Genomic DNA, 23947 nt, shown 5'->3' with positions numbered 1-23947 from the left:
AAGGAGGAATTTAAATGAAAAAGATTTTGTTGGTTACATTAATTTTGGCAATGATTACTTTCACGTTTGCAGGTTGCCAGTCTTCTGACAAAGATACAAAATCAGGGGATAATACAGGGGTATCAAATGAAAAAACAGACGATGAAGAAAAGCCATACAGAGTTGCATACATAGCCAGAGCACAAGCGGATTCTTTTGCGGCTTGGCTTGCAAATGCAGTTATGGAAGAAGCTGATAAATATGATAACATTAAAGTAGATGTATTTGATGGACAAGCATCTGATGATACTGAAAACTCATTAATTGAAAATGCAATAACTAATAAATACGATGCAGTAATAATTCAGCCAAATAATGGGGAAGCTCAAAGACCTTATGCTGAAAAGGCAGTAAAAGCAGGTATAATAACAATCACTACTAATGCACGTATTGATGGAATTGATGGAGCATCATCAGTAGATGCTGACCCATATCTACAAGCCGCAGTAAATGCACAAGCTGCAATAGATCAGATTCCAGAGAACGCTAATGTAGTAGTATTAAAAGGACCTCCAGGAAACTTCCACGCTGATAAAAGATATGAAAGCTGGCAAAAAGAGTTTTTTGAAAAACGTCCAGATGTAAAAGTAGTTGGAGAAGAAATAGCTAACTGGAATAAAGATGAAGCAATGAACTATATGGAAACTTGGGTTCAAGCTAATGATAAAATCGATGCAATAATCGCAATGAATGACAACATGGCTGCTGGAGCTATAGAAGTAATTAAAGATGATCCAAAATTCGAAGATATCTTAGCATATGGTGTTGATGGAACAGCAGAAGCAGCATTATTAATAAAAGATGGATTAATGACTTCAACATGTCTACAAAGTGCTTATGATTTAGCAGAATCTTTATTAGATACTGCAAATAAATTATTGACTGGTGAAGAAAAGCAAATTGATATTGATATTGATTGTCCATTAATCAATAGTGAAAATGTTGATGATACAATTGAAATGCACAAAAAAGCAGGAGCATTATAAAAGTATTCATAACTAATTTATTGGTACGTGACTTAGTGCACGTACCAATTTCAAAATAAGGAGGTTAATTGTAATGAAAAATAGAGCGGTATATATGCAAGGAACTAATAATATGGTATTCAAAGATGTGGAAGTGCCAGAGATATCATCAAAAGATGTTTTGATTAAAGTAGACTCTGTAGGTGTTTGTGGTTCAGATGTTCATTATTATCAACATGGAAAAATTGGCGATTTTATTGTAGATGGAGATTTTATATTAGGACATGAATGTGCTGGAGAAGTAGTTCAGGTAGGAAGTGATGTTGAGAATCTAGTTGTAGGTGACAGAGTTTGTTTAGAGCCTGGTAAGACTTGTGGTAAATGCGAATTCTGTAAAGAAGGAAAATATAACTTGTGTCCGGATGTAGAGTTTTTTGCTACACCACCATATCATGGTGTTCTTCAAAATTATGTCAAACATCCAGAAGATATGTGTTTTAAACTACCTGATAATGTCAGCAATATGGAAGGTGCATTAGTTGAACCTCTAGCTGTCGGATTACATGCGTCAAGTGTTGGTAATGTAAAGCTTGGTGATACTGTTGTCATTTTTGGAACAGGTTGTATCGGTCTTGTTACCCTGTTATCCTGTAAAGCAAGAGGAGCTTCCAATGTTATCGTAGTAGATGTATTAGAAAACAGATTGAAAATGGCTGAAAAACTTGGTGCAACTTCAGTTATTAATGCAAAAGAAACTGATGTAATTAAGGAAATAGAATCATTAACTGATGGTAAAGGAGCTGACGTTGTAATAGATACAGCAGGAGCTGAGATCACAGTTAAACAAACTGTAGATGTAGTAAAAAGTGGTGGAATTATTGTTCTAGTAGGTATGACTCCTAATGATGAGGTAAGTTTTAATTTCATGAAATTAATGGGCAAAGAAGGGGAAGTTAGAACTATTTTCAGATATAGGAATCTATATCCTGTAGCAATCAATGCAATAGCTAGTGGTTCTATCAATGTTAAACAAATAGTAAGTCATGAATTTGATTTTGAACATACAAAAGAAGCTTTTGACTTTGTTGTAAATAATGCAAGTGAGGTTGTTAAAGCTGTAATTAAGATAGATTAATCCAACAGGAGAAAGAAGGGTAGAAATGTATTTTATAGGTATTGATATAGGAACTACATCTGTAAAAATAATTGCAACAGATGAAAATGGAAATGTAATAAAAACTATAAGCAGAGAATATCCTATCTATTTTCCTAAGCCATTATGGTCAGAGCAGAATCCAGAAGACTGGTGGAAACAATCTAAACTTGGATTAATAGACTTATTAGATGGATTAGATAAAAATGAAGTAAAGGCCATTAGCTTCAGTGGACAGATGCACGGATTGGTTACGCTTGATGAGAATGATAATGTAATAAGACCTGCAATACTATGGAATGATCAAAGAACTGATGAACAGTGCCAGTATCTTAATAAGGAAATAGGTCAAAAAATAATATCCAAGTGGACCGGTAATCTAGCACTTACTGGATTTACAGCACCTAAACTCCTATGGCTAAGAAAAAATGAACCAGAGAACTTTAATAGAATCAAAAAGATAATGTTGCCAAAGGATTATTTAGCTTATAAAATGTCAGGTGTTTTTGCAACAGATATGTCAGATGGTTCAGGAACTCTATACATGGATGTTAAAAACAGAAAATGGTCAAAAGATATGTTGGAACTATTAGAGATAACTGAAAGTCAATTACCCAAGCTATATGAATCCTATGAGTCGATGGGTAATATAAGTGGTGAACTAGCCATTGAACTAGGATTAAACAAAGATGTGAAAATCGTAGTTGGCGGTGGAGACCAAGCCGTCGCTGCGGTTGGTGGCGGTGTCGTTGAATCAGGTTCATGTTCATTATCACTTGGAACATCTGGAGTAGTATTTACATCAAACGAAAAATTCTTTGTTGATAATAATAATAGTCTTCATTCATTCTGTCATGCAAATGGTAAATATCATCTCATGGGCGTAACATTAGCAGCAGCATCATCCTTGAAATGGTGGGTCGAAGAGATAAACAAGACTAATGACTTTGATAAATTACTAGATGAAGCACAAGAAGCACAGATTGATGACAGTTTATTCTACCTACCGTATCTAATGGGAGAAAGAACACCTCATAATGATCCTAATTGCAGAGGCTTATTTATAGGAATGAATATGACCCATGAAAGAAAGCATATGACAAGAGCAGTATTAGAGGGAGTCGCTTTTTCATTACGCGATACATTTGAAATAATGAAGAATATGGGTATCAAAATTAATAATATAAGTATCAATGGTGGTGGAGCCAAGAGCAAACTCTGGTGTCAGATAATAGCTGATGTATTAGATGTCAAGGTAAATAAACTTAATACTAATGAAGGTCCAGCATATGGAGCCTCCATATTAGCATCAGTGGGTTATGGACTATTTGAATCCGTTGAACAAGCCTGTAAAGAGTTCATTAAAATAACTAGTAGCATAGAACCTAATAAGGATAGTGTAGATCTATATAATAAGAAATATAATAAATTCAAAAAGATATATCCTGCAACAAAAGAACTATTTAAAGAATTGATAGAATAGGTTCATAGCTTATTCAAGTAAATTATTACTTTTAAGATTGTACTTAAAATTATACCTACAGATAAGATATTCAGATAATGTCTTATATGTAGGTATTTTTCTATACTATAATAACTAATACTAGCCCAGCGGATATGGTATAGGGTAATATGGAGCAGCGAGCCACGGACGGCGAGCTCAGCAGTTTTAAACATGGACGTTTAATCTGCTGACGTAATATTACCCTATACCATAGTAGCGGAAACACATAGCATAGCATAACATAACTTACATAAACCACAGATACTCTAATCATTAAAACATGCTGACTTACTTATTATACTTAACTTAACACTATATTTTGTTTAAATGTGCGGGTTTGACACATAATTGTCAAAAAATTTACTTGATAATATGACTTTTATTTAGTATAATTATTAATGTTGAAGATAATATACTTAAGGAGGACATTAAATGACATATGAAAATGGAAGTGCAAAATATACTATGGAAGTAAATGAAATGGATAAATTTGTTCATTTAAGCGCATCTGGTTTCTACAAAGAAGAGGATGGAAATTCTTTTATTAACGCTTACAACAAAGTAGTTGGTTCTTTAGATGCTAAAAATTATGTTCTGATTATTAATTTAAGCAATGATCTAAAGCCTTCAAGCCCACCTGTTGCAGACAAATTAACAGATTTAATGAAAAGATACATAGAAGTTCCATTTAAAAGAAGATTTTTACTTACTGAAGGTAATATTATTACATTATCACAATTCAAGAGGTTAGGAAAACTAATTCCTGGATGGGATGAAGGAATTGAATATGCAGATAATATGCAAGAAGTTAAGAGTAAATTAGCATAGTATAAAACAAAATATATATTATTAAAACTTGGGCTGTCTGATATTATTAAAAGAGTATTAGACAGCTTATTCAATTGCCCGTTACAAAACACTTTTTCTTCTTAGCGTGCACAGCTAAATATCCTTGACAAAGGGTCCATTTGTATAATAAGAAAATAAATAATGTATTACTATAGTTATGTATTAGCTAAAATTCAAATAAGATTGCGGTCGCAGTTGACCCTGAGCCTACGGAGATAAGGATTACTTTTGAACCTTTTGTAATTCTACCTTTTTCTAGTGCTCTTTCCAATGCCATGATAGGACTTGTTACCCCGGTATATCCATATTCATTGCCAACATAGGTTAATTTATCATTTGATATTCCCAATTTTTCCAAAGTAGCTTTTGCTGCTGGATTTGTGAATTGTGAAAAAAGAAAATGGTCTACGTCTGTAGGTTGCATACCATTTTCTCTTGCAAGATCTTTTATGAGTTCTACCCAATAATCACTTATGAAATCACTTTCAAATGGAACGAATGTCCATTTTTTATCTTCTTCTGTTACCTTTTCACCTTTTGTTATTTTTGAATATCCAATTTTAGGCATAAGAATATTATCCACTTCACTGGTTTTGGTATAATGAGTGGAATCAATGAATCCTCTTTTAATGTCTTCTTCTACTTTCTCAAGTATTACTGCTGCTGCTGAATCCCCAAAATTCCCATAAGTTACTGGGTCATTAGTATTAACTACAGAGCTAATCAATAAACCACCCACGACTAATGCTCTTTTAAATCTTTTATTAGTTTGTAATATCCTACTTACTTGGTCAAGCGCAGTCAACATACCTATACAGTTGCTGTTGGTATCATATACCATTTTAGCGTTATCTGCTTTTAGGAAATCCGTAAGCTTGATAGCATTTGATGGGGAAGTGTATTCTGGTGTATCTGTTGCGAATACTATTATGTCAACATCTTCAGGTTTGATTTCTGCTTTTGCCAATGCATTAATGCTAGCTTCGTATGCCATAGAAATGACTGTTTCGTCTTTATCATCTGAAAGATATCTGTATTCTCTTTCCAGATGAGTCAGTAGACCTTCTATTTCAACACCTAATTTATTAAAATGAGCTATAAGTTCATTATTACTGACTTTATTTGTTGGATGATATGTCCCGATTCCAATAATATTGATATTTGTATTTTTCATATACATTACTCCTTTTGTGTAAATTCCAATGCAATATAGTAGTGTTTAAGATTTTGCTGTATATATTTCTTCGTCTTTATATTGTTATTGCTTTAATATTCTAATTATTCTAATTAAAAAAATAGCTAATGAAAATGGACCCTTTGTCAAGGATAGAACTAAAAAAGAGGCTTGGCCTAAGTGAAGTGCCCTATAGACTTGCCTCTTTCTATTATTTGTTTTTCTCAAAGTAAATGGCGTTGAGTTCGCCACCCACTAATATAATTATACTACATAGGTATAGCCATATTAATAGTATGATTATACTTGCTAGACTTCCATACATATAAGAAAAGTTACCTATTTTATCAATATAGAATGAAAATATGAATGACATAGCTAACCAACCAATGGTTGAAAGTATAGCACCCGGAACTACTTCTTTGAACGTTATTTTTTTATTTGGTGATGCATTATATAGCAGTATAAAAAAGAAGAACAGTAGTACCATGGCAAAAAGTATTCTAATGAAGTCAATTATTCCTTCTAACCCTGTGGGAAGGTATATATATGAAAATGCTAGGTTAAGTAGCTTATTCCAAAAGATTATTAATAAGAAAGTTATAATTAATACGATTGCAAAAGCTATAGTATATATAAATGACATCAATCTTAAAAAGATATATGAACGAGTCTCTTTTTCTCTATATGCTTTATTAAGGCTTGTTATAATTGCCATTATACCTTTTGATGCAGCCCATATAGTTGCAATAAGTGCAATGGACAATAGTGTATCACTTTGGTTTTTTTCTATATCTGTAGTAATAAATCCTATAACACCAAAAATTTCATCAGGAAAAATATCTTTAAACTGATAAAGGACATCAACATCTGATAGAGATGTATAACTAAGTATCTGCATAAGGAATAGTATAAAAGGAAAAATGGACAACAATATATAGAAAGTTAGTTTTGAAGCCCAAGCTGTAATATCGTCTGATTGTACTCTCTTAAATAAATTAACGAATACAATGGCTTTTTTGAAATTCATGTAAGCTTCCTCCTAATCAAATACTATGGGTGTGGATAATTATAGTAATTTTATTATAATCAAAAATTTTACGTATAGCAAGTGACAATTAAGTTAATTGGTTAATAATTGCAATGTTTTGGTTAATATTGTAGTAGTTCGTTACAATATCATAAAGTAAAATGTAATCATATTTATTCTTAACATTTCAACGGTAAATTAGCCTGTTTAAATTTACTAGGAGACATATCTTTAATATGATGAATAAGTTGCCTATCTGAATTTTGAAGGATGTATTCCTGTATTTTTCTTAAAAACCGTACTAAAGTAATAAGGATTATCAAATCCTACCATTTCAGCTACTTCAAAAACTTTGAAGTTACTGTCTTTTAGAAGTTCTTTGGCAGCTTCAATCCTTACTTCTGTAATTTTTTTAGTTATAGTAATTCCAGTTTCCTTTTTAAATATCTGACTTATATAATTTGGTGTTAAACCTACTTGATCTGATATTAATTTTACAGTTATGTTCTTAGTATATTGATGGTTAATTATATCATTTACCTCATTAACTACATATCTATTTTTTTGATTCAGTTTATTGTTGAAGTATGTAGTTATTGTGGCAAACAAACCTAATATATAATTTTTTAATTCTTCATAAGTATTCAATTTATAGATGGTATTGCATAGTTTGATAGGTTCTTCAACAATATCACTAAGATTTTCTTGTATTTCATATAATGAGCGGGTAGTTATAAAAATAAGCTCTGTAAAGATGTTCTTAGTATATTCTTCAGGAGTATATGAAGAACTTTCAATATGACCAAAAATCTCACAGAGTACATCATTAACCGTTGTCAGATTTCCAATCTTAATACCGCTTAATAGTTTTTCTTCTATGATATGTAATTTGACATATTTTAGTGAATCAGTTCTATAAGTTAAGTCTCTTGAGTTGATCACAGTATTGATTCCAGAATAAAACTTGTATTCAAGGCAAGTTTCAGCAGATTTATATGAATTGGATAGTAATAATATTGAATTTACTTTTTCACCAATACCAATAGAGACTTTGATTTCAATATATTTATTTAGAGCTGTTAATATCTCTTCGCATATATCACTGATGGTAATCATTTGATCATAATTGAAGATGATGATAAACTCATTTTCGTTAATGTTGAAACAGATACTATAGTTGTATGTTGTTAATAATTCATTACATATATTTAATATAGACATTAAAATTAGCTCATAATTCTCTTCAAAATTCTTGGAAAAACTGCCATTAATTTCATCAATAACCATTTTACAGGCAACGAATGGCTTAGAATTTGCAAATGGAATATCTAGAAATTTACATTTGTCATATATGGTTTTCTCATTAGAATATTTTCTGAAAATTATATTACATAGAAACCTGTCTTTAATGGCTGGTATATTGTCATATAATTGTTTTTTTAGTTGTTTGAATTTAACAGCATGTTCTTTTTCATCATTAATAGAAGCAACTACTTTTTCAACAATTTCAATTAATTTTTTTTTCTTTATGGGTTTCAATATGTAACCTTCTGTATTTAATGCTATTGCTTGCTGAGCATAAGAAAAATCTTCAATTCCGCTTACTATGATAATTCGAGTTTTATAATTCTGTATTTTCAGCTTCTGAGCTACTTCTATTCCGGTCAGATGAGGCATTCTGATATCAGTAAATAGGATATCAGGTTTTAGTTCTTCGCATAAAGTAAGAGTTTCAAATCCGTTCTTTGCTACTCCTACTACTTCAATATTATAAGACTCCCAGGAAAGAATGCTTTTTAGACCTTCCCTTACAAGTATTTCATCATCAGCAATTATCATCTTTAACATAATTTTCCTCCTCATAAATCACAAAAGGTAAGGTAATAGTTGCTGTTATTCCTACAGTATCATTTTCTGAAAAGACTATGCCATATGTTTCACCAAAATAATTTTTAATTCTCTGATTGACATTTCTTAGACCATAAGAACTGCAACTGTTAGATGTGTCATTGATTATATTGTTTAACGTATCAATATCAGCACCTATACCATTATCACTAACTTTTATAATTATTTCATTCTTTTCTTTTAGACAGACAATTTCAATAAAACCTGGTTCATCCGTTGGTTCTATACCGTGTATAATGCAGTTTTCAACTAAAGGTTGAAGAGTTAGTTTTACAATAGAACACTCTTTTATTTCTTCATCGCAGTATATAGAATAATCAATTATATCTGGATATCTAATCTTCTGTATGGTTAGATAGCTTTCGGTTTGTATTAATTCATTTTTTAATGGTATTACCGTTTTGCCTTTACTTAAGCTGTATCTAAAGAAATCGGACAATGAAGTCACCATTATACTTATATCCTCGGCTTCATATTTTAATGATAGCCAGTTAACTGCATCGAGAGTATTATATAGAAAATGAGGATTAATCTGAGCTTGAAGAGCTTTGAATTCAGCTTCTTTTTTTTCATTTTCAATTTCTTTTATTTTAGTGATGGAATTACTTATCTTTTTGTTTGCTGCATTATAGTGGTCAATCAGATAACTGAATTCATCATTAAAATGGTAATCATCAATTTCTAAATATAAATTGTCCGTATCAAGAGAAGTCATGGATTCTACAAGTTTTTTTATAGGACTAGATATTCTATTGGCTAATAATAATGCAAAGATAAGACTGATGATCAGTATTATAAGGATAACTATTTTTATGAAATGCTGTGTTTTATATAGATCTATATTCAACTCATTAAGAGGTGTTATCCCGATAATCTTCCAATGAATATTATTGATGGTTTTAGTTGATAAAAGAGTTTTGGTATTTTCATAATCAATAATTTGGGTGTTGAAAGATATACTTTCATTTATTGGCATATATGATGAAAAGAAAGACTTGAAATTAGCATTGACCAATTTATTTTCTGTACTCGCAATAATTCTATTATTTTCATTAAGTACAAATATGGTACTTCCATCAGTAGGTTTAAGATTAATTAACATTCTACTTATTTCATCCATCGGTAATTGAATTGTTATTAAGCTTGAAAAAGATAGATTATAATTTTTTAGACCAAATAATTTACGGACATAATTAACTCCTTGAGGTAAATTTTTGTTTTTACTTCTTGGAAAAAACATTATTCTAGGGCTTGAATCAGGGGCAATGCTTGGATACCATGATGTCATTTGGACTTCTTCCAAATTGAATATATTAGTATGAAATTTATAGTCTCCAAATTGATATACATACAGTTTGGTCTTGGAATTATTAAAAAAGTTTAATGTTGAGGTATATGTATTAAGAACATTTTCAAAAGCAGAAGATTGAGTTATAGGATCCTTGATGACTTTATGTCTAGAGTATAGATAATAATAATGTTTGGATGGTGAATAAGATAATAAATCTAACATTTTATCATCTAGGTATATCTGAGTAACTACTTTATCTATTAAAGTTATCTCTTTTAAGATATTATTTTCTAATAGATTGAAATTCATTTCCAATACATTTTCCGTTTTGTTAGTAAGGCTTTCGGTAGATTTAGTGTATATGATGGAAGAAATTATTGCAGTTGGAATTATGATAATTATTAAGAAAGTTATAATTAGTTGGTTTTTTATTGTGGATATTCTTTTTGATAAAAATCTTTTACAAGATACTAGTATTTTAATCATTAATTATCACCATATTAATAAATTTATATTTAATAACATATATTGAGTAAAATAATTATGTAGATAATAATAATACAACAGAATACATTCTACGTCCATATAAATATCAATATTTTACTAAACATTTCTATTATATTTTATGATATATAATGATTTGAATAAATATTACTTGAAAATAAAAGATTAATATTATAGAATGTGTTTGAAAACAATATGTATGCAAAGGAGAACATAATGAAGATAAAAGTTGTGCTGATTATTATACTAATATGTATTTTAATCGTTGCATGTGATAACCAAAGTACTAATAGCAAGATGGCAGAAACTAATGATTACCATGAAAATACCATAACATTTATGATTAAGGTAATAGATGATAAGACTGTTACACCACTTGAAAAACTGATAAAAGAATATAATCGGACAAGAAGTACTAAAATAATTCTTGAAAAAGTTTCATATGATAAATATCAATACATATTAAATATGAGAATGATGTCCAAGGATAAACCAGATATATTTATGCTTGATGAAGATTGGTTGGAAACTTATAATAGCAAGAATTGGCTTCTAGCTATAAATAAATATCTAGGTGAAAAAGTAAATGAATTATATGATAATGTTATTCTTTTGAGTATGCGTACTTATCGATTAATATATAATAAAGATATTTTTGATGAAGTTGGTTTAGATAGCGATAAACCACCTAGAACATTAGAAGATTTATATAAAGATGCAATTAAAATTAGTGAGATGAAAATTGGTGAAAGTTATGGATTTGCACTTTATTTAAAAGATAGGGAAAGTGGATTTCTAAGTCTTTTAGAAAATGCCAATAAGATGAATGGGCTTTATTATTATGATAAAGAAAATGATAAATATGATTTTAGTATATATAAAGAATGGTTTCAAGTAATGACGAAAATCAACCAACAAAGTGGTATATTGCAATATGCTACTGAACTGAAAAAAGATAATGTTCTAAAACAATTCGATGAGAGTAATATAGGTATGATGATTATATCAAATGAAGACTACTATTGGCTTGATAGTCAAGAAAATAATAATATAGGAATAAGTAATGTGCCTATTTGGAATGAAGCAGATATAAAAGATAATGATATAAGTATACCCGGTATATTAATTGGAGTTAACAGTAAGACGGATTCAGTTGATGAGATAGTTGAATTTTGCAAGCAGTTAACATCAAGAGAGTGGGGAATCTATATGTATGAAAAAGGTTATATTATACCTTCCTACAATATAGATTTAGAAGAGTTGAATGAAATGATAGATATGAACACATCCATAGAATTTTTACCTGATAGAGAAATGTATATTTATGAGAGTAACAAAGATAACAAAGAATATGAACGTCAAAGATTTGATATTTATTTTGACATAATATCGGGTGAAAGACCGATAAAAGATGGATTAGATACCTTAACTGATATAATGAATGAAATTAATGATAGTAATTGATTTTTAAAAGGGTATATTTAATATTATAAAAAGCATCAATTCATTTTGATGCTTTTTTGTAGTTATTTTTATAGAATCATAGTTTTTTGAATTTACATATTTTCAGTAGATTATATAATGAATATACCAAATAAAACAGAGGTGACAATAATGAAAACACTAAAAAAGCACTTTAAATATTATCCACTTTATTTAATGCTTCTACCAGGATTTTTATTAATACTTTGCATGAGATATTTACCTATGGGTGGTATTATGATTGCCTTTAAAAATATAAATTATGCTGATGGTATTTTGAGAAGTCCTTGGTGCGGTTTTGATAATTTCGAGTTTCTATTTAAGACCAAAGATGTTCTAATAGCAACTAGGAATACTCTATTATACAATCTTGCTTTTATAGTTTTAGGTATGATCGTTTCAATTGCTTTTGCTATAGCATTATGTGAAATCCGTAACAGATTTGCAGCTAAAGTATATCAAAGCATCTTTTTCTTTCCTTATTTCTTATCAATGGTTGTTGTAGCATACATGGTATTTGCTTTTTTAGGAATGGAGAATGGACTGTTAAATAAAAATATATTTTCATTATTAAATATTGAAAAAATAAGATTTTATGCAGAGCCTAAGCATTGGCCATTTATCTTGGTATTCGTGAATCTATGGAAAAATGTTGGCTATTCTACAGTAATATATTTGGCGGCTATATTAGGAATAGCTCCAGAATTATATGAAGCTGCAATTATTGACGGTGCAAGCAAATGGCAACAGATAATATATATAACTCTACCATCAATCAAACCTATAATAATAATATTAGCCATAATGGCTATTGGTAGAATATTCTATGCTGACTTTGGTTTGTTTTATAATGTTCCAATGAACTCAGGAGCTCTATTCTCCACTACTCAAGTAATTGATACATATGTCTATCGTGCGATGACAAAATTAGGAGACTTGGGAATGGCTGCTGCAGCTGCGTTATATCAATCTTTTGTTGGGTTTGTATTAGTTATAACAGCTAATTGGATAATAAGAAAAATTGATTCAGATAATGCATTGTTCTAGGGGGGGATCAGAATGAAAAAGAAAGCAGGAATAAATCAAATTTCTAATAAAGCAAATTCTATAATAAATATATTTTTTCTAATATATGCGATTTTGTGTATTGCGCCCTTATTACTTTCATTAGGTGTATCTTTGACTGATGAAAAGGAAGTTATTTTACATGGATTCAATTTTATTCCTAGAAAATTTAGTATAGAAGCTTATAGGTTTTTATTTCAAGATGGATCACATGTTCTCAGGGCTTATGGTGTATCAATATTTGTGACAATCATAGGTACGTTGCTTAGTGTATTGTTAACTGCATTATATGCTTATCCAATATCAAGAAAAGATTTTCCCGCAGCTAAATTTTTCACGTTTTTTATATTTTTCACAATGCTATTTAATGGTGGTTTAGTTGCCAGCTTTTATATTAATACTCAATTATTCCATTTCAAAAATAGACTATTCGCTCTACTATTACCCTTAATGATGAATCCATTTAATGTATTGATTGTAAGGACATTCTATAAGCAGAGTGTACCAAAATCAATAATAGAATCATCGAAGATTGATGGTGCAAGTGAGTTTCGCATTTTTGTTCAAATGGTATTACCTTTATCAAAACCAGCTATAGCTACAATAGCATTATTTGATACTTTATGCTATTGGAATGATTGGTTTTCCAGTTTATTATACATCTCAGATGTTAAATTATATTCATTGCAATATACCATGTACACAGCACTTATGAATATTAAGTATTTACTTAAATTTGGTGAAACATCATCTGATGCATTGAACAGTCTGGGTACAGTACCAACCCAAACAGTGCGATTTGCAATGGTATTGATAGCTATAGGACCTATAATACTTGCTTATCCTTATTTCCAGAAACACTTTGTAAAAGGATTAACTATAGGTGCTTTAAAAGGTTAGAATAATTACTTTGTAATTATTTTTATAAATAAAAGTTAATATTAAAAATATTCTAGGAGGTAGTTTATTTATGAAAAAACTTATTTCAGTAATGCTAATAATAGTTTTAACACTATCATTGGCTGCATGTGGTGTTAAAAAGGAAGTTGAGGAAACAAAAGGGGATAAGGCTGATGTAAAAGAAAATTCTGGGACTATTGATGAAAAAACAGAAGAAAAAGATGAACTGGAACATGTTACTTTGAAATTCACATATCCTGGTTCTCATCAAAAAGATGAAGAAAAAGTTGAAAAAGCCATTAACGAGTATTTAAAAGAAAAAATCAATGTATCTATTGATATTGAACCTATTGAGTGGTCAGCATTTGAAGAAAAAACTAGCTTAATGATGGCAACAGGTGATGATCTTGATATGATTTTTACTGCATCTTGGATGACTTATTATACGGATGTTGCTAAAAAGGCATATGTGCCATTAAATGATTTGATTGATAAATACGCACCTAAAACAAAGGAATTATTGAATCCTGCATTGTTTGAAGGTCCAAAAGTAGATGGGGTTATCTATGGGTTATCAACCAACAAAGAAACAGCAGGAGCTACAGGACTATTTTTTAGGAAAGACTTGGTGGAAAAATATAAGTTTGATATTTCTAAGATAAAATCTATTGATGATTTTGAAGCTGTTCTAGAACCTATGTTAGAAACTATTAAGAAGAATGAACCAGGAATTTATCCTTATTATTCTAATGGATACAATAGTTTGGTAAGTTTTTATCAACCATTATCCATAGGTGGAGGAGATACTCCAGGGTATTATAATCCTGATTCAGGTAAAATTGAATATACACAAGAAAGTAAACCAAAACTAATATTATATGATTTAGCTTATAAATGGGCTAACATGGGATATATCAATGAAGATGCAGTTACTGCAGAGGAATGGATTCCTAATATGTTCTGTACTTGGATGCCATATAAACCTGGTAAAGATGCAGAGATGTCAGCTCAATTAGGTGTAGAACTTGTAGGAGAAGTTATAGGAGCGCCATATACAACTACATGTGAAGTAACGGGTTCCATGATTGCTATTTCAAGAAATAGTAAAAACCCAGAAAGATGTATGATGTTTTTAGAACTATTAAATACTGATAAGAAATTAAATAATTTATTAAATTATGGTATTGAAGATATACATTATGAAAAAGTCAAAGATAATGTGATTAATTTCCCAGAGGGTATAACAGCTTCTTCAAGTACGTACTATCCTTCATCACAATGGATGTTCCAAAATCAATTTTTGAACTATCTAAGAGTGGGGGAAGCAGAGGACAAATGGGAACAATATGATACATTCAATAAGAGTGCAGTAGTAAGTCCACTATTAGGTTTTGCATTTGACGCTACACCTGTAAAATCTGAAATTGCTGCTTGTAAGAATATTCGTGAAGAATTTGAAAAGGCGTTGGTAAGCGGTGTTTTAGATCCAGCTGTTGCTGTTCCAGAATATCTAGAAAAATTAAAAGCTAATGGTTCAGAAAAGATTGTAGCTGAAAAACAAGATCAGATAGATGAATTCAAAGCTAAGAATAAATAATATCTACGTGAAAGTAAATTGAAAAAGTTGGCTTGTAATGGTAACATTAGTTTTGTTACAATGAATCCTTACGAGATTATAACATTATCATGTAAGCTTATTCCATGTAAACACTAACATACGAAAGGAAGATATTAATATTATGAAAGAGTTTCCTTATATGGATACATCATTATCTTTTGATGAAAGAGTCAACGATTTAGTTTCACGTATGTCATTAATTGAAAAGGTCTCTCAGCTGGTGCATAATGCTTCACCTGTAGAAAGACTAGGTATACCTGCCTATAATTGGTGGAATGAGGCACTTCATGGAGTAGCGAGAGCAGGAGTGGCAACGGTTTTTCCACAAGCAATAGCTCTAGGTGCAACTTTTGATGAAGAATTAATCAATAATGTGGCTACTGTTATATCAGATGAAGGAAGAGCGAAATATCATGAATTCCAACGTCAAGGTGACTGTGGTTTATACAAAGGTTTAACTTTTTGGAGTCCCAATATTAATATATTTAGAGATCCACGTTGGGGTCGAGGTCATGAGACATTTGGAGAAGATCCATATCTAACAAGTAGGTTAGGTGTTAACTTCGTTGAAGGGCTACAGGGTAGTGATGATAAATATCTAAAAAGTGTTGCGACACCAAAGCACTATGCTGTTCATAGTGGACCAGAGAAAGACCGCCATAGTTTTGATGCTGAGGTTTCAATAAAGGATATTAGAGAAACGTATTTACCTGCTTTCAAAGCATGTGTTACTGAAGGTAAAGCAGAAGCAATTATGGGAGCATATAATAGAGTTAATGGTGAACCATGTTGTGGAAGTAAATTTCTGCTTCAAGATATTTTACGTGAAGAATGGGGATTCAAAGGACATGTAGTATCAGATTGTGGTGCATTGATGGATTTTCATGCATATCATCATATTACTAAGAATCCTATCCAATCAGCAGCTTTAGCTCTAAATAATGGATGCGAATTAAATTGTGGAGATACATTTGAATATTTAATGCTTGCTCATGATAAAGGTTTAATATCAGAAGAGACTATTGATGCTGCTGTAAAAAGATTACTGGATGTTAGATTCAGACTAGGGATGTTTGAAGGTAATGAAGATATTCCATATTCATCTATCCCTTATGATATAGTTGCTTGTGATAAACATAGAGAGTTAGCTCTAGAAGTAACGAAAAAATCAACAGTTTTATTAAAGAACAAGAATAATATTTTACCAATAGATAAAAATGAAATTAAATCCATAGCTGTAATAGGTCCTAATGCCAATGATAGAAGAGTATTGGTTGGTAACTATAATGGAACACCCATTAGATATGTAACTGTACTTGAAGGGATACAAAATGCAGTCAACGATGATACACGTGTTTATTATGCAGAAGGCTGTAAATTAATTGAACCAGAAGTAAGTATGTGTCAGGAGAGAGATAGTGGATTTTCTGAAGCTATATCCATAGCGAAGATGTCAGATGTAATTATTATGTGTCTTGGATTATCGCCTATAATTGAAGGTGAACAAGGAGATGCAGGTAATTCAGATGCATCAGGAGATAAAATTCATCTGGATCTACCTGGACAACAACAAAAACTTATGGAAGAAGTATATAAGACAGGAAAGCCAATCATTCTGATTCTATTAAATGGAAGTGCGGTTGCTATTAACTGGGCTGATGATAATGTGGATGCAATACTAGAGGGATGGTATCCAGGTGGAGAAGGTGGTAATGCTATAGCCGACATTATTTTTGGTGATGATAGTCCTTCAGGTAAGTTGCCAATAACTTTTTATAGATCACTTGAAGATATACCATCATTTGATGACTATAGTATGAAGAATAGGACATATAGATATTTTGAAAAAGAGCCATTGTATCCTTTTGGATATGGTCTTAGTTACACATCCTTTGAATTCTCTGATTTAGTACTTTCAAAAGATATATTAGAAATGGGAGAAGAATTATTAATCAATGTTGACGTGACTAACATAGGGGAATTATCAGGATATGAAACTGTTCAGTTATATGTTAAAGACTTGGATGCATCAGTAGATATCCCTAGGTATGAGTTAAAAGGATTTAAAAAGGTATTATTGAAGCCGGAAGAAACAGAGACACTTGAATTTACATTGAAACCTAGACAATTAGCTTTAATAGATAATGGTGGAGAATGTAAGATAGAACCAGGCAGTTTTCAAGTATTTGTAGGTGGATGTCAACCAGATGGTAGAAGCATAGAATTAACAAAACAAAAAGTATTAGATGCAACATTTGAGGTTGTAGGTAATGTAACGACCTTAAAATATTAAAGCTTTGATTAACTAATATATGATGAGAGTGAGGGTGCAGGTAAACGTATAAGAGTGGGTTATCAAGCTTAATATAATATAAATAATAGTTATTATTGAAGGAGGAAAATAAAATGGGACTTAAAAAGAGAAGGTTTCTGGTTTTATTCCTTGTTTTTGGCTTGATGCTTACTATTACAAAACCCTGCACTAATTCACTTGCAGCAAATTTTATTACAATATGTTGGGAAGATGAAAAACAGGAAATTGACGGGTTCGGTTTTTCTGGAGCTGATTGGTCACATATACCATATCAATTACAAGAACCTAAAAGAACAGAGGTAATGGATTTATTATTTAATATTGACGGTGGTATCGGGGCTTCAATATGCAGAAGTGAAATACATCCTGAGTATTCACCTACATTAGGAGAATACGATTTTGTGAATATTAAACCTGAACAATTATGGTACATAAAAGAAGCTGAGGCTAGAGGAGTGGATAAACAAATAGCAACTGCTTGGACACCACCAGCATTCATGAAAACTAATAATAGTCAAACACATGGAGGATATTTGCTAGAAGAATATTATGATGATTTTGCGGACCTATTAAGCGAATTCGTAGTACAATTTAAACAGCTTCATGGTATTGATTTTTATGCAGTATCAATGTGTAATGAACCTAATGCTAGTATTTTTCTAGATTGGAATTCATGTTCATGGAAAGGTGAACAAATCAAAACTTTCATTAAAGATTATATGAAACCAGCATTCGTTGCAAAAGGAATAGATGATACCAAGTTCATTATAGCAGAACCATCTTGGTGGTCAGAATCATTGATGGAACCTGCGTTAAATGATCCTGTAACTTGTGATATGATTGATATAGTTGGATCACATCAATATCAACTATCACCTTCTAAGTTCACTACAGCTTTTTCAAAAGGTAAAAAAGTATGGCAAACAGAAGTATGCGATCCAGGACATTTTGATGCTTATATCGGTGAAGGGCTTAGATGGGCTAAAAATATTCATGAATTCATGGTAGATGCAGAAGCAAGTGCATATCTTTATTGGCAGGGAGTAATGAGAGAAGGTAGTGAAGGATTAATTTGTACTAATTCGGATTTTACAGATTATGTTATGACTAAGAGATATTATACTTTTGGACATTACAGCAAGTTTATTAGACCGGGGTATGTACGTATTAACACATCGGATACAGGAATCTCTGATACTTATTTATCAGCGTATAAGAATAAGGAAACAGGAGATTTTGCAATAGTTGCAATAAATGATACAGATAAAATACAGCAATTTGACCTATTAGCTGATGGATTCAGTGCTGATAAGCTAACACCATATATTACAGACGATACTCTAGATATGCAAAAGGGTAGTCAGGTACCTTATAATAATGGCACATATTATATTGCATTACCTCCAAACAGCATAGTAACTTATGTAGGTAAGGAAAATAGTAATACAATATCAAATGTAGAGGTTGTTGAAGATAGTCTAGATGATTGGACTAAGGTTAATTCAAAATCTGACGGTTGGTTCTTGGATTCGTCCAATTCAGAGTATTTTGAAGGAGATTTGTCAAGAGCTTCTAGGAATTCGGGTAAGAATGAAGAATTAGTTTATTATTTTGATGGAAAAGATATTAATTTCTTTGAAGTGAAATTGTTCCAGTATTGGTATTTTGATGCTCTTTCATTCTACGCATCAAAGGATAATATCAATTGGAATGAAATTCCACATAGTTCATATCCTAAGGAATGGCAAGGTAGTAGGTGGTATAAGATGGTGCACATTCCAAGATATATACCAGAAGGGACTAAATATGTAAAGGTAAAATTAACTGATAATAGTACTTGGGAAAAACAGATATCTAAGATTAAATTTATTGTGAGTGAATAAAGATAAATTTGCTGATATCCAATTATTGGAAAGTACAAATAAAAGTCTGTATAATTTCTCAGGGAGAAATTTATACAGACTTTTTATATATCTGCCTTATTGATTATTTAATATTTCCACTACTTTATCTGATAGTTTAATTATCAAAAATTCCTTATGAAAAAAACGGTTATATTCTATGACGGTAATTATATATTTTTCATCATTTATTTTTGAAATCCAATTTTCTGGTGCCTTATTTTTTTTATTTGCAATTTTTCGACTCACAAAATATATATTTGCATTATTTATTACTTTATCTTCATTTAGAAAAATAATATTAAATTCTGGTTCTGTATCACTTGTGAAATTTTTAATTGATCTAACTGACGTCAAAGTATTATCTATTAGATTTTTAAAATCTTTAATCTCATCTTTTTGAATAGTTTTAATTAGTGTATTATTTTTCATTATTTCTATTTTAGTACTTTCACTTAGTTTAAAATATATATTTGCAGTAATGTTTGATGCATCATTATTATCTGCGTAATTGATTAATGAACAAAAAACAATTGATATAACAAGAATAATAATTAGTCTATGTATTATATATATCTTCTTCATGTTCATCTATTGTGGCCTGTAAGGTTCAGCAGCAAGTTCGCATAGTTTTATATTGCTATTGTAATAATTATCTGCCATATCTGATATATAAAGCAAACTATAATCTTTAGAACCGGCAATGCCTTGATATCTAACGCATTTTTCAGCTTGATAGTAATTTCCACTACCGTATAATTCTACCCATTTTGCACCTATCCATTGACATTTATACATAATAAACTGTTGTTTACAAGCTGTTTGAAGTACACCTGCAACAGTTATGGCAAATATTCCTATAGCAGTGAGAGTTCCTGCTGATAATCCAGTAATTGCTGTTATTAATCCAATTGCTGTCGATGCTTCAACCAAATGTGACGATTCTTTAGCTACATCTAAAGTTCCTCGTTCTTTTACTGTAGCTTGTATTCCATAAGGATGATTTATTGATACAACTTTTGCATCGAAAGTTGAAAAACCTTTATCTTGCATGACTTTAGTAAAGGTAGCTGCAGTAAATGGTGAACTTACTGAACGCAGTAAATTATTACTTGTAATTGCTTCAACATTACTTCTTGGAATTAGTGTTCTTTTAGCAGGCATATTATAATTTTTTATACAATTCGATATTTTATAAAATACATTAGTTAAATCTTTTTTGGTTGTATTTTTTATGCTCTCAATTCCTATTTGATTTAGTGGTACTTCATCAGTTGAATAAATCAAATCATCTTTATAGTTATTATAAGCAAATTCAACTACACAATCATTTTTAATAGTAATGCTTAGAATCTCATCATTACTAACATGACTATATACATATGAATTTCCAACTTTTATTATTTCTACGAGTGCATCTTCTTTTGTTGCTTTAATTATTATAGAACTAACATTAGCGTAATTAGTAATATTTTCATTAGCATATACCACTGAATTACTAAGTGTTATACAAATAATTAGCCCAATACATAATATTTTTTTCATTTAAATCCATCTTCTTTCGTTTGTTTTAGATACATAATACAATAAAAACATTTATGTGTCAAATTAAATAATCTATTGAGTAATATCAAAAACAATAAACTAATTGTCGCAAAAAAAACAATTTTTCATTGTAATATATTTATTGTGTTACATCAGTAAAAATTTTATATTGGAACAATATAATTATAATAATTCAGTTATTTGGTTGTATATAGTGACGACATGCTGGTTTAAAGGTGATAGTACAAACGAGGGAATATTAATCGTCTTACTAAATTTAATAAATATATACGATTGGTATTGACATATATATTATAATTAGGTAAACTAACAATATATACACAATAACCGATAGGATTATTCGGTATTTGAAAGGAGAGTTTAATTATGAGTAAAGTATACGAAAATATACTAAAATTAGTAGGTAAAACACCACTAGTGAAAATCAATAAATTAAATGATACACATGCAAATATATTTGGGAAAGTAGAATATTTTAATCCGGGTGGTAGTATAAAAGACAGAATCGGTTTAGCCATGATTGAAGATGGTGAGAAAAAAGGTCTAATAAATAAGGATACAGTTATTTTAGAACCAACAAGTGGAAATACTGGAATCGGCATAGCTATGACTGGTGCTGTAAAAGGGTATCGTGTTATATTAACAATGCCTGATACTATGAGCCAAGAAAGACAAAATCTATTGAAAGCCTATGGAGCTGAATTGGTTTTAACACCAGGTATTAAAGGAATGAAAGGTACTATTGATAAAATAGAAGAATTGAAAGAAAAATACCCTAATCACTTTGTTCCACAACAATTCAATAACATATCTAATCCAGAAATTCATAAAAAAACTACAGCTCTTGAGATAATAAATGATATAGATGGCAAGGTAGATATTTTTATAGCCGGTGTTGGAACAGGAGGAACAATTACAGGTATAGGTGAAATTCTGAAGGATAAGATTGAAGGGGTTAAAATTGTTGCAGTAGAACCAGAGAATTCAGCAATTTTATCAGGTGGAAATCCAGGTCCACATAAATTACAAGGGATAGGAGCGGGATTTGTCCCTAATGTATTGAATAAAGATGTGATAGATGAGATAATAAAAGTTAAAGATGAAGATGCTTTTGCTACAATGAGAAGATTAGCCAGAGAAGAAGGAATGCTTGTAGGTATATCATCATCGGCAGCAGTTTTTGCAGCAATACAGATAGCAGAAAGAGAAGAAAATAAAGATAAAAACATTGTTGTAATATTACCAGACAATGGTGAAAGATACTTATCAATGAACATATTCTAAATAAAGATAAAATATTAATATACAAATAATCTGTTATATTTTGAGGTGTGAAAATGAATATATCCAATAAAACCAGATATGGATTAAGATCAGTAGTATATCTAGGAATAAATTACGAAAAAGAAAATATCTCCATCAAGGAAATATCTGATAAGGAAGGTATATCAAAAAGATACTTGGAACAAATATTTGCTGAACTTAAAAAAGGTGGAATTATTAATAGTACCAAAGGAACAAAAGGAGGCTATTTTTTAACAACGAAGCCTTCTGAAATTACAGTAAGCAGTATTATTAAACTACTTGAAGGTAACTTGAATGTTATTCAAGAAATAGACACTTATAATATAGAAGACTTAGAATATACTATAGTCAATAAAGTATGGAACAAAATGTCTCAGGCATTAATTGATGTAGTTGATTGTATTACTATAGAAGATATAATAAATGACTATAATTCACTTAGCAGAAACATGTTTTATATATAAATAAATTTTTATGTTACAAATGATAAAATAGGAGAATAAAAATGAAATTAGGTACATTGTGTTATATAGAAAAAGACGGTAGGACTCTTATGCTCCATAGGGTAAAAAAAGAAAATGATATCCATGAAGGTAACTGGATTGGTCTAGGTGGAAAAATAGAAAAAGGTGAATCACCAGAAGAATGTATTATTAGGGAAGTTAAAGAAGAAAGTGGTCTTACCATAAAAAATCCTGATCTAAGAGGGATATTGACTTTCCCTGAATTTGGTAAAGATAATTGGTATGTTTTTCTCTATACAGCTACTGAATTCAACGGTGAATTGATTGAATGTAACGAAGGTGACTTACAGTGGATTGATAATGAAGATGTACTAAAACTGAAAATGTCAGAAGGGGATAATCTCTTTTTGAAATGGCTAACAAAATACAAAATGTTTTCAGCTAAATTTACTTATGAAGGTAAAAAATTAATAGATTATGATTTGGTAGTTAATTACTAGATATGAAATTTTTAAATGAATGGAAAAGAATAGAAAATAAAAAAATGCCATTGACAAAACAATATTATATTGATATAATAATAAAAATAATTTAACGTAGAAAAGTGATAAAGTATAAAAGCAGAGAAAAGGAAGAGTACATTATTTTAGAAATATAGAGAGGAGATGCTGGTGAAAATTCTCCATGAAGAGATAATGGAAGGTAGCCTTGGAGCTGTGAACCGAAATCGTAAGAGAGTAGACTTCAACGGAATCCCACCGTTATCAGGGAGCTGATATCAGATAAATAAAAATAATTTGTCTCGTATTAGACTAAGTGGCATAATATGCAAAATAGGTGGTACCACGGAGATAATACCTTCGTCCTTTTAATATAAGGACGAAGGTTTTTTAATTTGTATTAATGAATACCACA

General features: G+C 30.4%; 19 protein-coding genes and 1 other annotated feature. Of the genes, 13 read left to right on the top strand and 6 right to left on the bottom strand.

The window, feature by feature from the left end; all coding sequences use genetic code 11:
- Positions 1 to 14: 14 nt before the first annotated feature.
- The 4 genes from ACX6CF_RS02340 to ACX6CF_RS02325 all read left to right on the top strand — a co-directional run bounded on the left by ACX6CF_RS02340 (position 15) and on the right by ACX6CF_RS02325 (position 4489).
- Positions 15 to 1025 carry a sugar ABC transporter substrate-binding protein gene (locus tag ACX6CF_RS02340; protein ID WP_458783690.1) on the top strand — a complete coding sequence of 337 codons (1011 nt, stop codon included), beginning with the start codon at positions 15 to 17 and terminating at the stop codon, positions 1023 to 1025.
- Between the two features lie 73 nt (positions 1026 to 1098).
- On the top strand, positions 1099 to 2139 hold the full coding sequence (locus ACX6CF_RS02335; protein ID WP_458783689.1) for an NAD(P)-dependent alcohol dehydrogenase: 1041 nt from the start codon (positions 1099 to 1101) through the stop codon (positions 2137 to 2139).
- A 25-nt stretch (positions 2140 to 2164) separates the two neighbouring features.
- The gene (xylB, locus tag ACX6CF_RS02330; RefSeq protein WP_458783688.1) at positions 2165 to 3640 is read left to right on the top strand and encodes a xylulokinase; all 1476 of its coding nucleotides are present in this window, start codon (positions 2165 to 2167) and stop codon (positions 3638 to 3640) included.
- Positions 3641 to 4093: 453 nt separating this feature from the next.
- Positions 4094 to 4489 (top strand): hypothetical protein, encoded by a 396-nt coding sequence (locus ACX6CF_RS02325; RefSeq protein WP_458783687.1) that lies wholly within the window; start codon positions 4094 to 4096, stop codon positions 4487 to 4489.
- Between the two features lie 187 nt (positions 4490 to 4676).
- On the opposite strand, the gene ACX6CF_RS02320 is transcribed toward ACX6CF_RS02325, so the two are convergent.
- The 4 genes from ACX6CF_RS02320 to ACX6CF_RS02305 all read right to left on the bottom strand — a co-directional run bounded on the left by ACX6CF_RS02320 (position 4677) and on the right by ACX6CF_RS02305 (position 10399).
- Positions 4677 to 5684 (bottom strand): ketoacyl-ACP synthase III, encoded by a 1008-nt coding sequence (locus tag ACX6CF_RS02320; RefSeq protein ID WP_458783686.1) that lies wholly within the window; start codon positions 5682 to 5684, stop codon positions 4677 to 4679.
- Positions 5685 to 5895: 211 nt separating this feature from the next.
- Positions 5896 to 6714 (bottom strand): YihY/virulence factor BrkB family protein, encoded by an 819-nt coding sequence (locus ACX6CF_RS02315; RefSeq protein ID WP_458783685.1) that lies wholly within the window; start codon positions 6712 to 6714, stop codon positions 5896 to 5898.
- Between the two features lie 252 nt (positions 6715 to 6966).
- Positions 6967 to 8562 (bottom strand): response regulator, encoded by a 1596-nt coding sequence (locus tag ACX6CF_RS02310; protein ID WP_458783684.1) that lies wholly within the window; start codon positions 8560 to 8562, stop codon positions 6967 to 6969.
- Positions 8540 to 10399: a sensor histidine kinase gene (locus ACX6CF_RS02305; protein WP_458783683.1), complete on the bottom strand. Its 1860-nt coding sequence runs from the start codon at positions 10397 to 10399 to the stop codon at positions 8540 to 8542. Before ACX6CF_RS02305 ends, ACX6CF_RS02310 begins: the two co-directional genes overlap by 23 nt.
- 234 nt (positions 10400 to 10633) lie before the next feature.
- On the opposite strand from ACX6CF_RS02305, the gene ACX6CF_RS02300 reads away from it, so the two are divergent.
- From ACX6CF_RS02300 to ACX6CF_RS02275, 6 genes are all read left to right on the top strand, one after another.
- Complete coding sequence (locus ACX6CF_RS02300) at positions 10634 to 11881, top strand: ABC transporter substrate-binding protein (protein ID WP_458783682.1); 1248 nt, start codon at positions 10634 to 10636, stop codon at positions 11879 to 11881.
- 150 nt (positions 11882 to 12031) lie between these two features.
- Positions 12032 to 12946: an ABC transporter permease gene (locus ACX6CF_RS02295; RefSeq protein WP_458783681.1), complete on the top strand. Its 915-nt coding sequence runs from the start codon at positions 12032 to 12034 to the stop codon at positions 12944 to 12946.
- 12 nt (positions 12947 to 12958) lie between these two features.
- Entirely contained in the window at positions 12959 to 13864 is a 906-nt protein-coding gene (locus ACX6CF_RS02290) for a carbohydrate ABC transporter permease (protein WP_458783680.1), read from the top strand.
- 70 nt (positions 13865 to 13934) lie between these two features.
- On the top strand, positions 13935 to 15461 hold the full coding sequence (locus ACX6CF_RS02285) for an ABC transporter substrate-binding protein (protein WP_458783679.1): 1527 nt from the start codon (positions 13935 to 13937) through the stop codon (positions 15459 to 15461).
- A 142-nt stretch (positions 15462 to 15603) separates the two neighbouring features.
- Positions 15604 to 17775, top strand: a complete 2172-nt coding sequence (locus ACX6CF_RS02280) for a glycoside hydrolase family 3 C-terminal domain-containing protein (RefSeq protein WP_458783678.1) — start codon at positions 15604 to 15606, stop codon at positions 17773 to 17775.
- Positions 17776 to 17888: 113 nt separating this feature from the next.
- A complete protein-coding gene (locus ACX6CF_RS02275) occupies positions 17889 to 19679 on the top strand; it encodes a glycoside hydrolase family 30 protein (protein WP_458783677.1) in 1791 nt (596 codons plus the stop codon).
- Positions 19680 to 19775: 96 nt separating this feature from the next.
- On the opposite strand, the gene ACX6CF_RS02270 is transcribed toward ACX6CF_RS02275, so the two are convergent.
- Both ACX6CF_RS02270 and ACX6CF_RS02265 read right to left on the bottom strand, forming a co-directional pair.
- Complete coding sequence (locus ACX6CF_RS02270) at positions 19776 to 20282, bottom strand: hypothetical protein (protein WP_458783676.1); 507 nt, start codon at positions 20280 to 20282, stop codon at positions 19776 to 19778.
- A gap of 6 nt (positions 20283 to 20288) precedes the next feature.
- Positions 20289 to 21242, bottom strand: coding sequence for a hypothetical protein (locus ACX6CF_RS02265; RefSeq protein ID WP_458783675.1), 954 nt, complete (start codon positions 21240 to 21242; stop codon positions 20289 to 20291).
- A gap of 387 nt (positions 21243 to 21629) precedes the next feature.
- Here ACX6CF_RS02265 and cysK point away from each other — a divergent pair, with 387 nt between their 5' ends.
- From cysK to ACX6CF_RS02250, 3 genes are read left to right on the top strand one after another with little or no spacing between them, the layout of a single operon-like run.
- Positions 21630 to 22547, top strand: coding sequence for a cysteine synthase A (gene cysK, locus ACX6CF_RS02260; RefSeq protein ID WP_458783674.1), 918 nt, complete (start codon positions 21630 to 21632; stop codon positions 22545 to 22547).
- A 53-nt stretch (positions 22548 to 22600) separates the two neighbouring features.
- Positions 22601 to 23032, top strand: coding sequence for an RrF2 family transcriptional regulator (locus ACX6CF_RS02255; RefSeq protein WP_458783673.1), 432 nt, complete (start codon positions 22601 to 22603; stop codon positions 23030 to 23032).
- Positions 23033 to 23073: 41 nt separating this feature from the next.
- Positions 23074 to 23532, top strand: coding sequence for an NUDIX hydrolase (locus ACX6CF_RS02250; RefSeq protein ID WP_458783672.1), 459 nt, complete (start codon positions 23074 to 23076; stop codon positions 23530 to 23532).
- Between the two features lie 114 nt (positions 23533 to 23646).
- Positions 23647 to 23903: a binding site (T-box leader), on the top strand.
- The last annotated feature ends 44 nt before the right edge of the window (positions 23904 to 23947 follow it).

It is taken from the genome of Vallitalea sediminicola, assembly GCF_054408565.1.
The sequence above is the reverse complement of the archived record's forward strand: the minus strand, read 5'-3'. Positions and strand labels throughout refer to the sequence as shown.

What these genes read in the sequence shown, in the direction of transcription:
- ACX6CF_RS02295 (WP_458783681.1), top strand. Translation starts at nt 12,032, where the DNA reads ATGAAAACACTAAAAAAGCACTTTAAATATTATCCACTTTATTTAATG.
- ACX6CF_RS02300 (WP_458783682.1), top strand. Translation starts at nt 10,634, where the DNA reads ATGAAGATAAAAGTTGTGCTGATTATTATACTAATATGTATTTTAATC.
- cysK (WP_458783674.1), top strand. Translation starts at nt 21,630, where the DNA reads ATGAGTAAAGTATACGAAAATATACTAAAATTAGTAGGTAAAACACCA.
- ACX6CF_RS02325 (WP_458783687.1), top strand. Translation starts at nt 4,094, where the DNA reads ATGACATATGAAAATGGAAGTGCAAAATATACTATGGAAGTAAATGAA.
- ACX6CF_RS02340 (WP_458783690.1), top strand. Translation starts at nt 15, where the DNA reads ATGAAAAAGATTTTGTTGGTTACATTAATTTTGGCAATGATTACTTTC.
- ACX6CF_RS02310 (WP_458783684.1), bottom strand. Translation starts at nt 8,562, where the DNA reads ATGTTAAAGATGATAATTGCTGATGATGAAATACTTGTAAGGGAAGGT.
- ACX6CF_RS02320 (WP_458783686.1), bottom strand. Translation starts at nt 5,684, where the DNA reads ATGAAAAATACAAATATCAATATTATTGGAATCGGGACATATCATCCA.
- ACX6CF_RS02285 (WP_458783679.1), top strand. Translation starts at nt 13,935, where the DNA reads ATGAAAAAACTTATTTCAGTAATGCTAATAATAGTTTTAACACTATCA.
- xylB (WP_458783688.1), top strand. Translation starts at nt 2,165, where the DNA reads ATGTATTTTATAGGTATTGATATAGGAACTACATCTGTAAAAATAATT.
- ACX6CF_RS02315 (WP_458783685.1), bottom strand. Translation starts at nt 6,714, where the DNA reads ATGAATTTCAAAAAAGCCATTGTATTCGTTAATTTATTTAAGAGAGTA.
- ACX6CF_RS02305 (WP_458783683.1), bottom strand. Translation starts at nt 10,399, where the DNA reads ATGATTAAAATACTAGTATCTTGTAAAAGATTTTTATCAAAAAGAATA.
- ACX6CF_RS02270 (WP_458783676.1), bottom strand. Translation starts at nt 20,282, where the DNA reads ATGAAGAAGATATATATAATACATAGACTAATTATTATTCTTGTTATA.
- ACX6CF_RS02265 (WP_458783675.1), bottom strand. Translation starts at nt 21,242, where the DNA reads ATGAAAAAAATATTATGTATTGGGCTAATTATTTGTATAACACTTAGT.
- ACX6CF_RS02255 (WP_458783673.1), top strand. Translation starts at nt 22,601, where the DNA reads ATGAATATATCCAATAAAACCAGATATGGATTAAGATCAGTAGTATAT.
- ACX6CF_RS02250 (WP_458783672.1), top strand. Translation starts at nt 23,074, where the DNA reads ATGAAATTAGGTACATTGTGTTATATAGAAAAAGACGGTAGGACTCTT.
- ACX6CF_RS02275 (WP_458783677.1), top strand. Translation starts at nt 17,889, where the DNA reads ATGGGACTTAAAAAGAGAAGGTTTCTGGTTTTATTCCTTGTTTTTGGC.
- ACX6CF_RS02280 (WP_458783678.1), top strand. Translation starts at nt 15,604, where the DNA reads ATGAAAGAGTTTCCTTATATGGATACATCATTATCTTTTGATGAAAGA.
- ACX6CF_RS02290 (WP_458783680.1), top strand. Translation starts at nt 12,959, where the DNA reads ATGAAAAAGAAAGCAGGAATAAATCAAATTTCTAATAAAGCAAATTCT.
- ACX6CF_RS02335 (WP_458783689.1), top strand. Translation starts at nt 1,099, where the DNA reads ATGAAAAATAGAGCGGTATATATGCAAGGAACTAATAATATGGTATTC.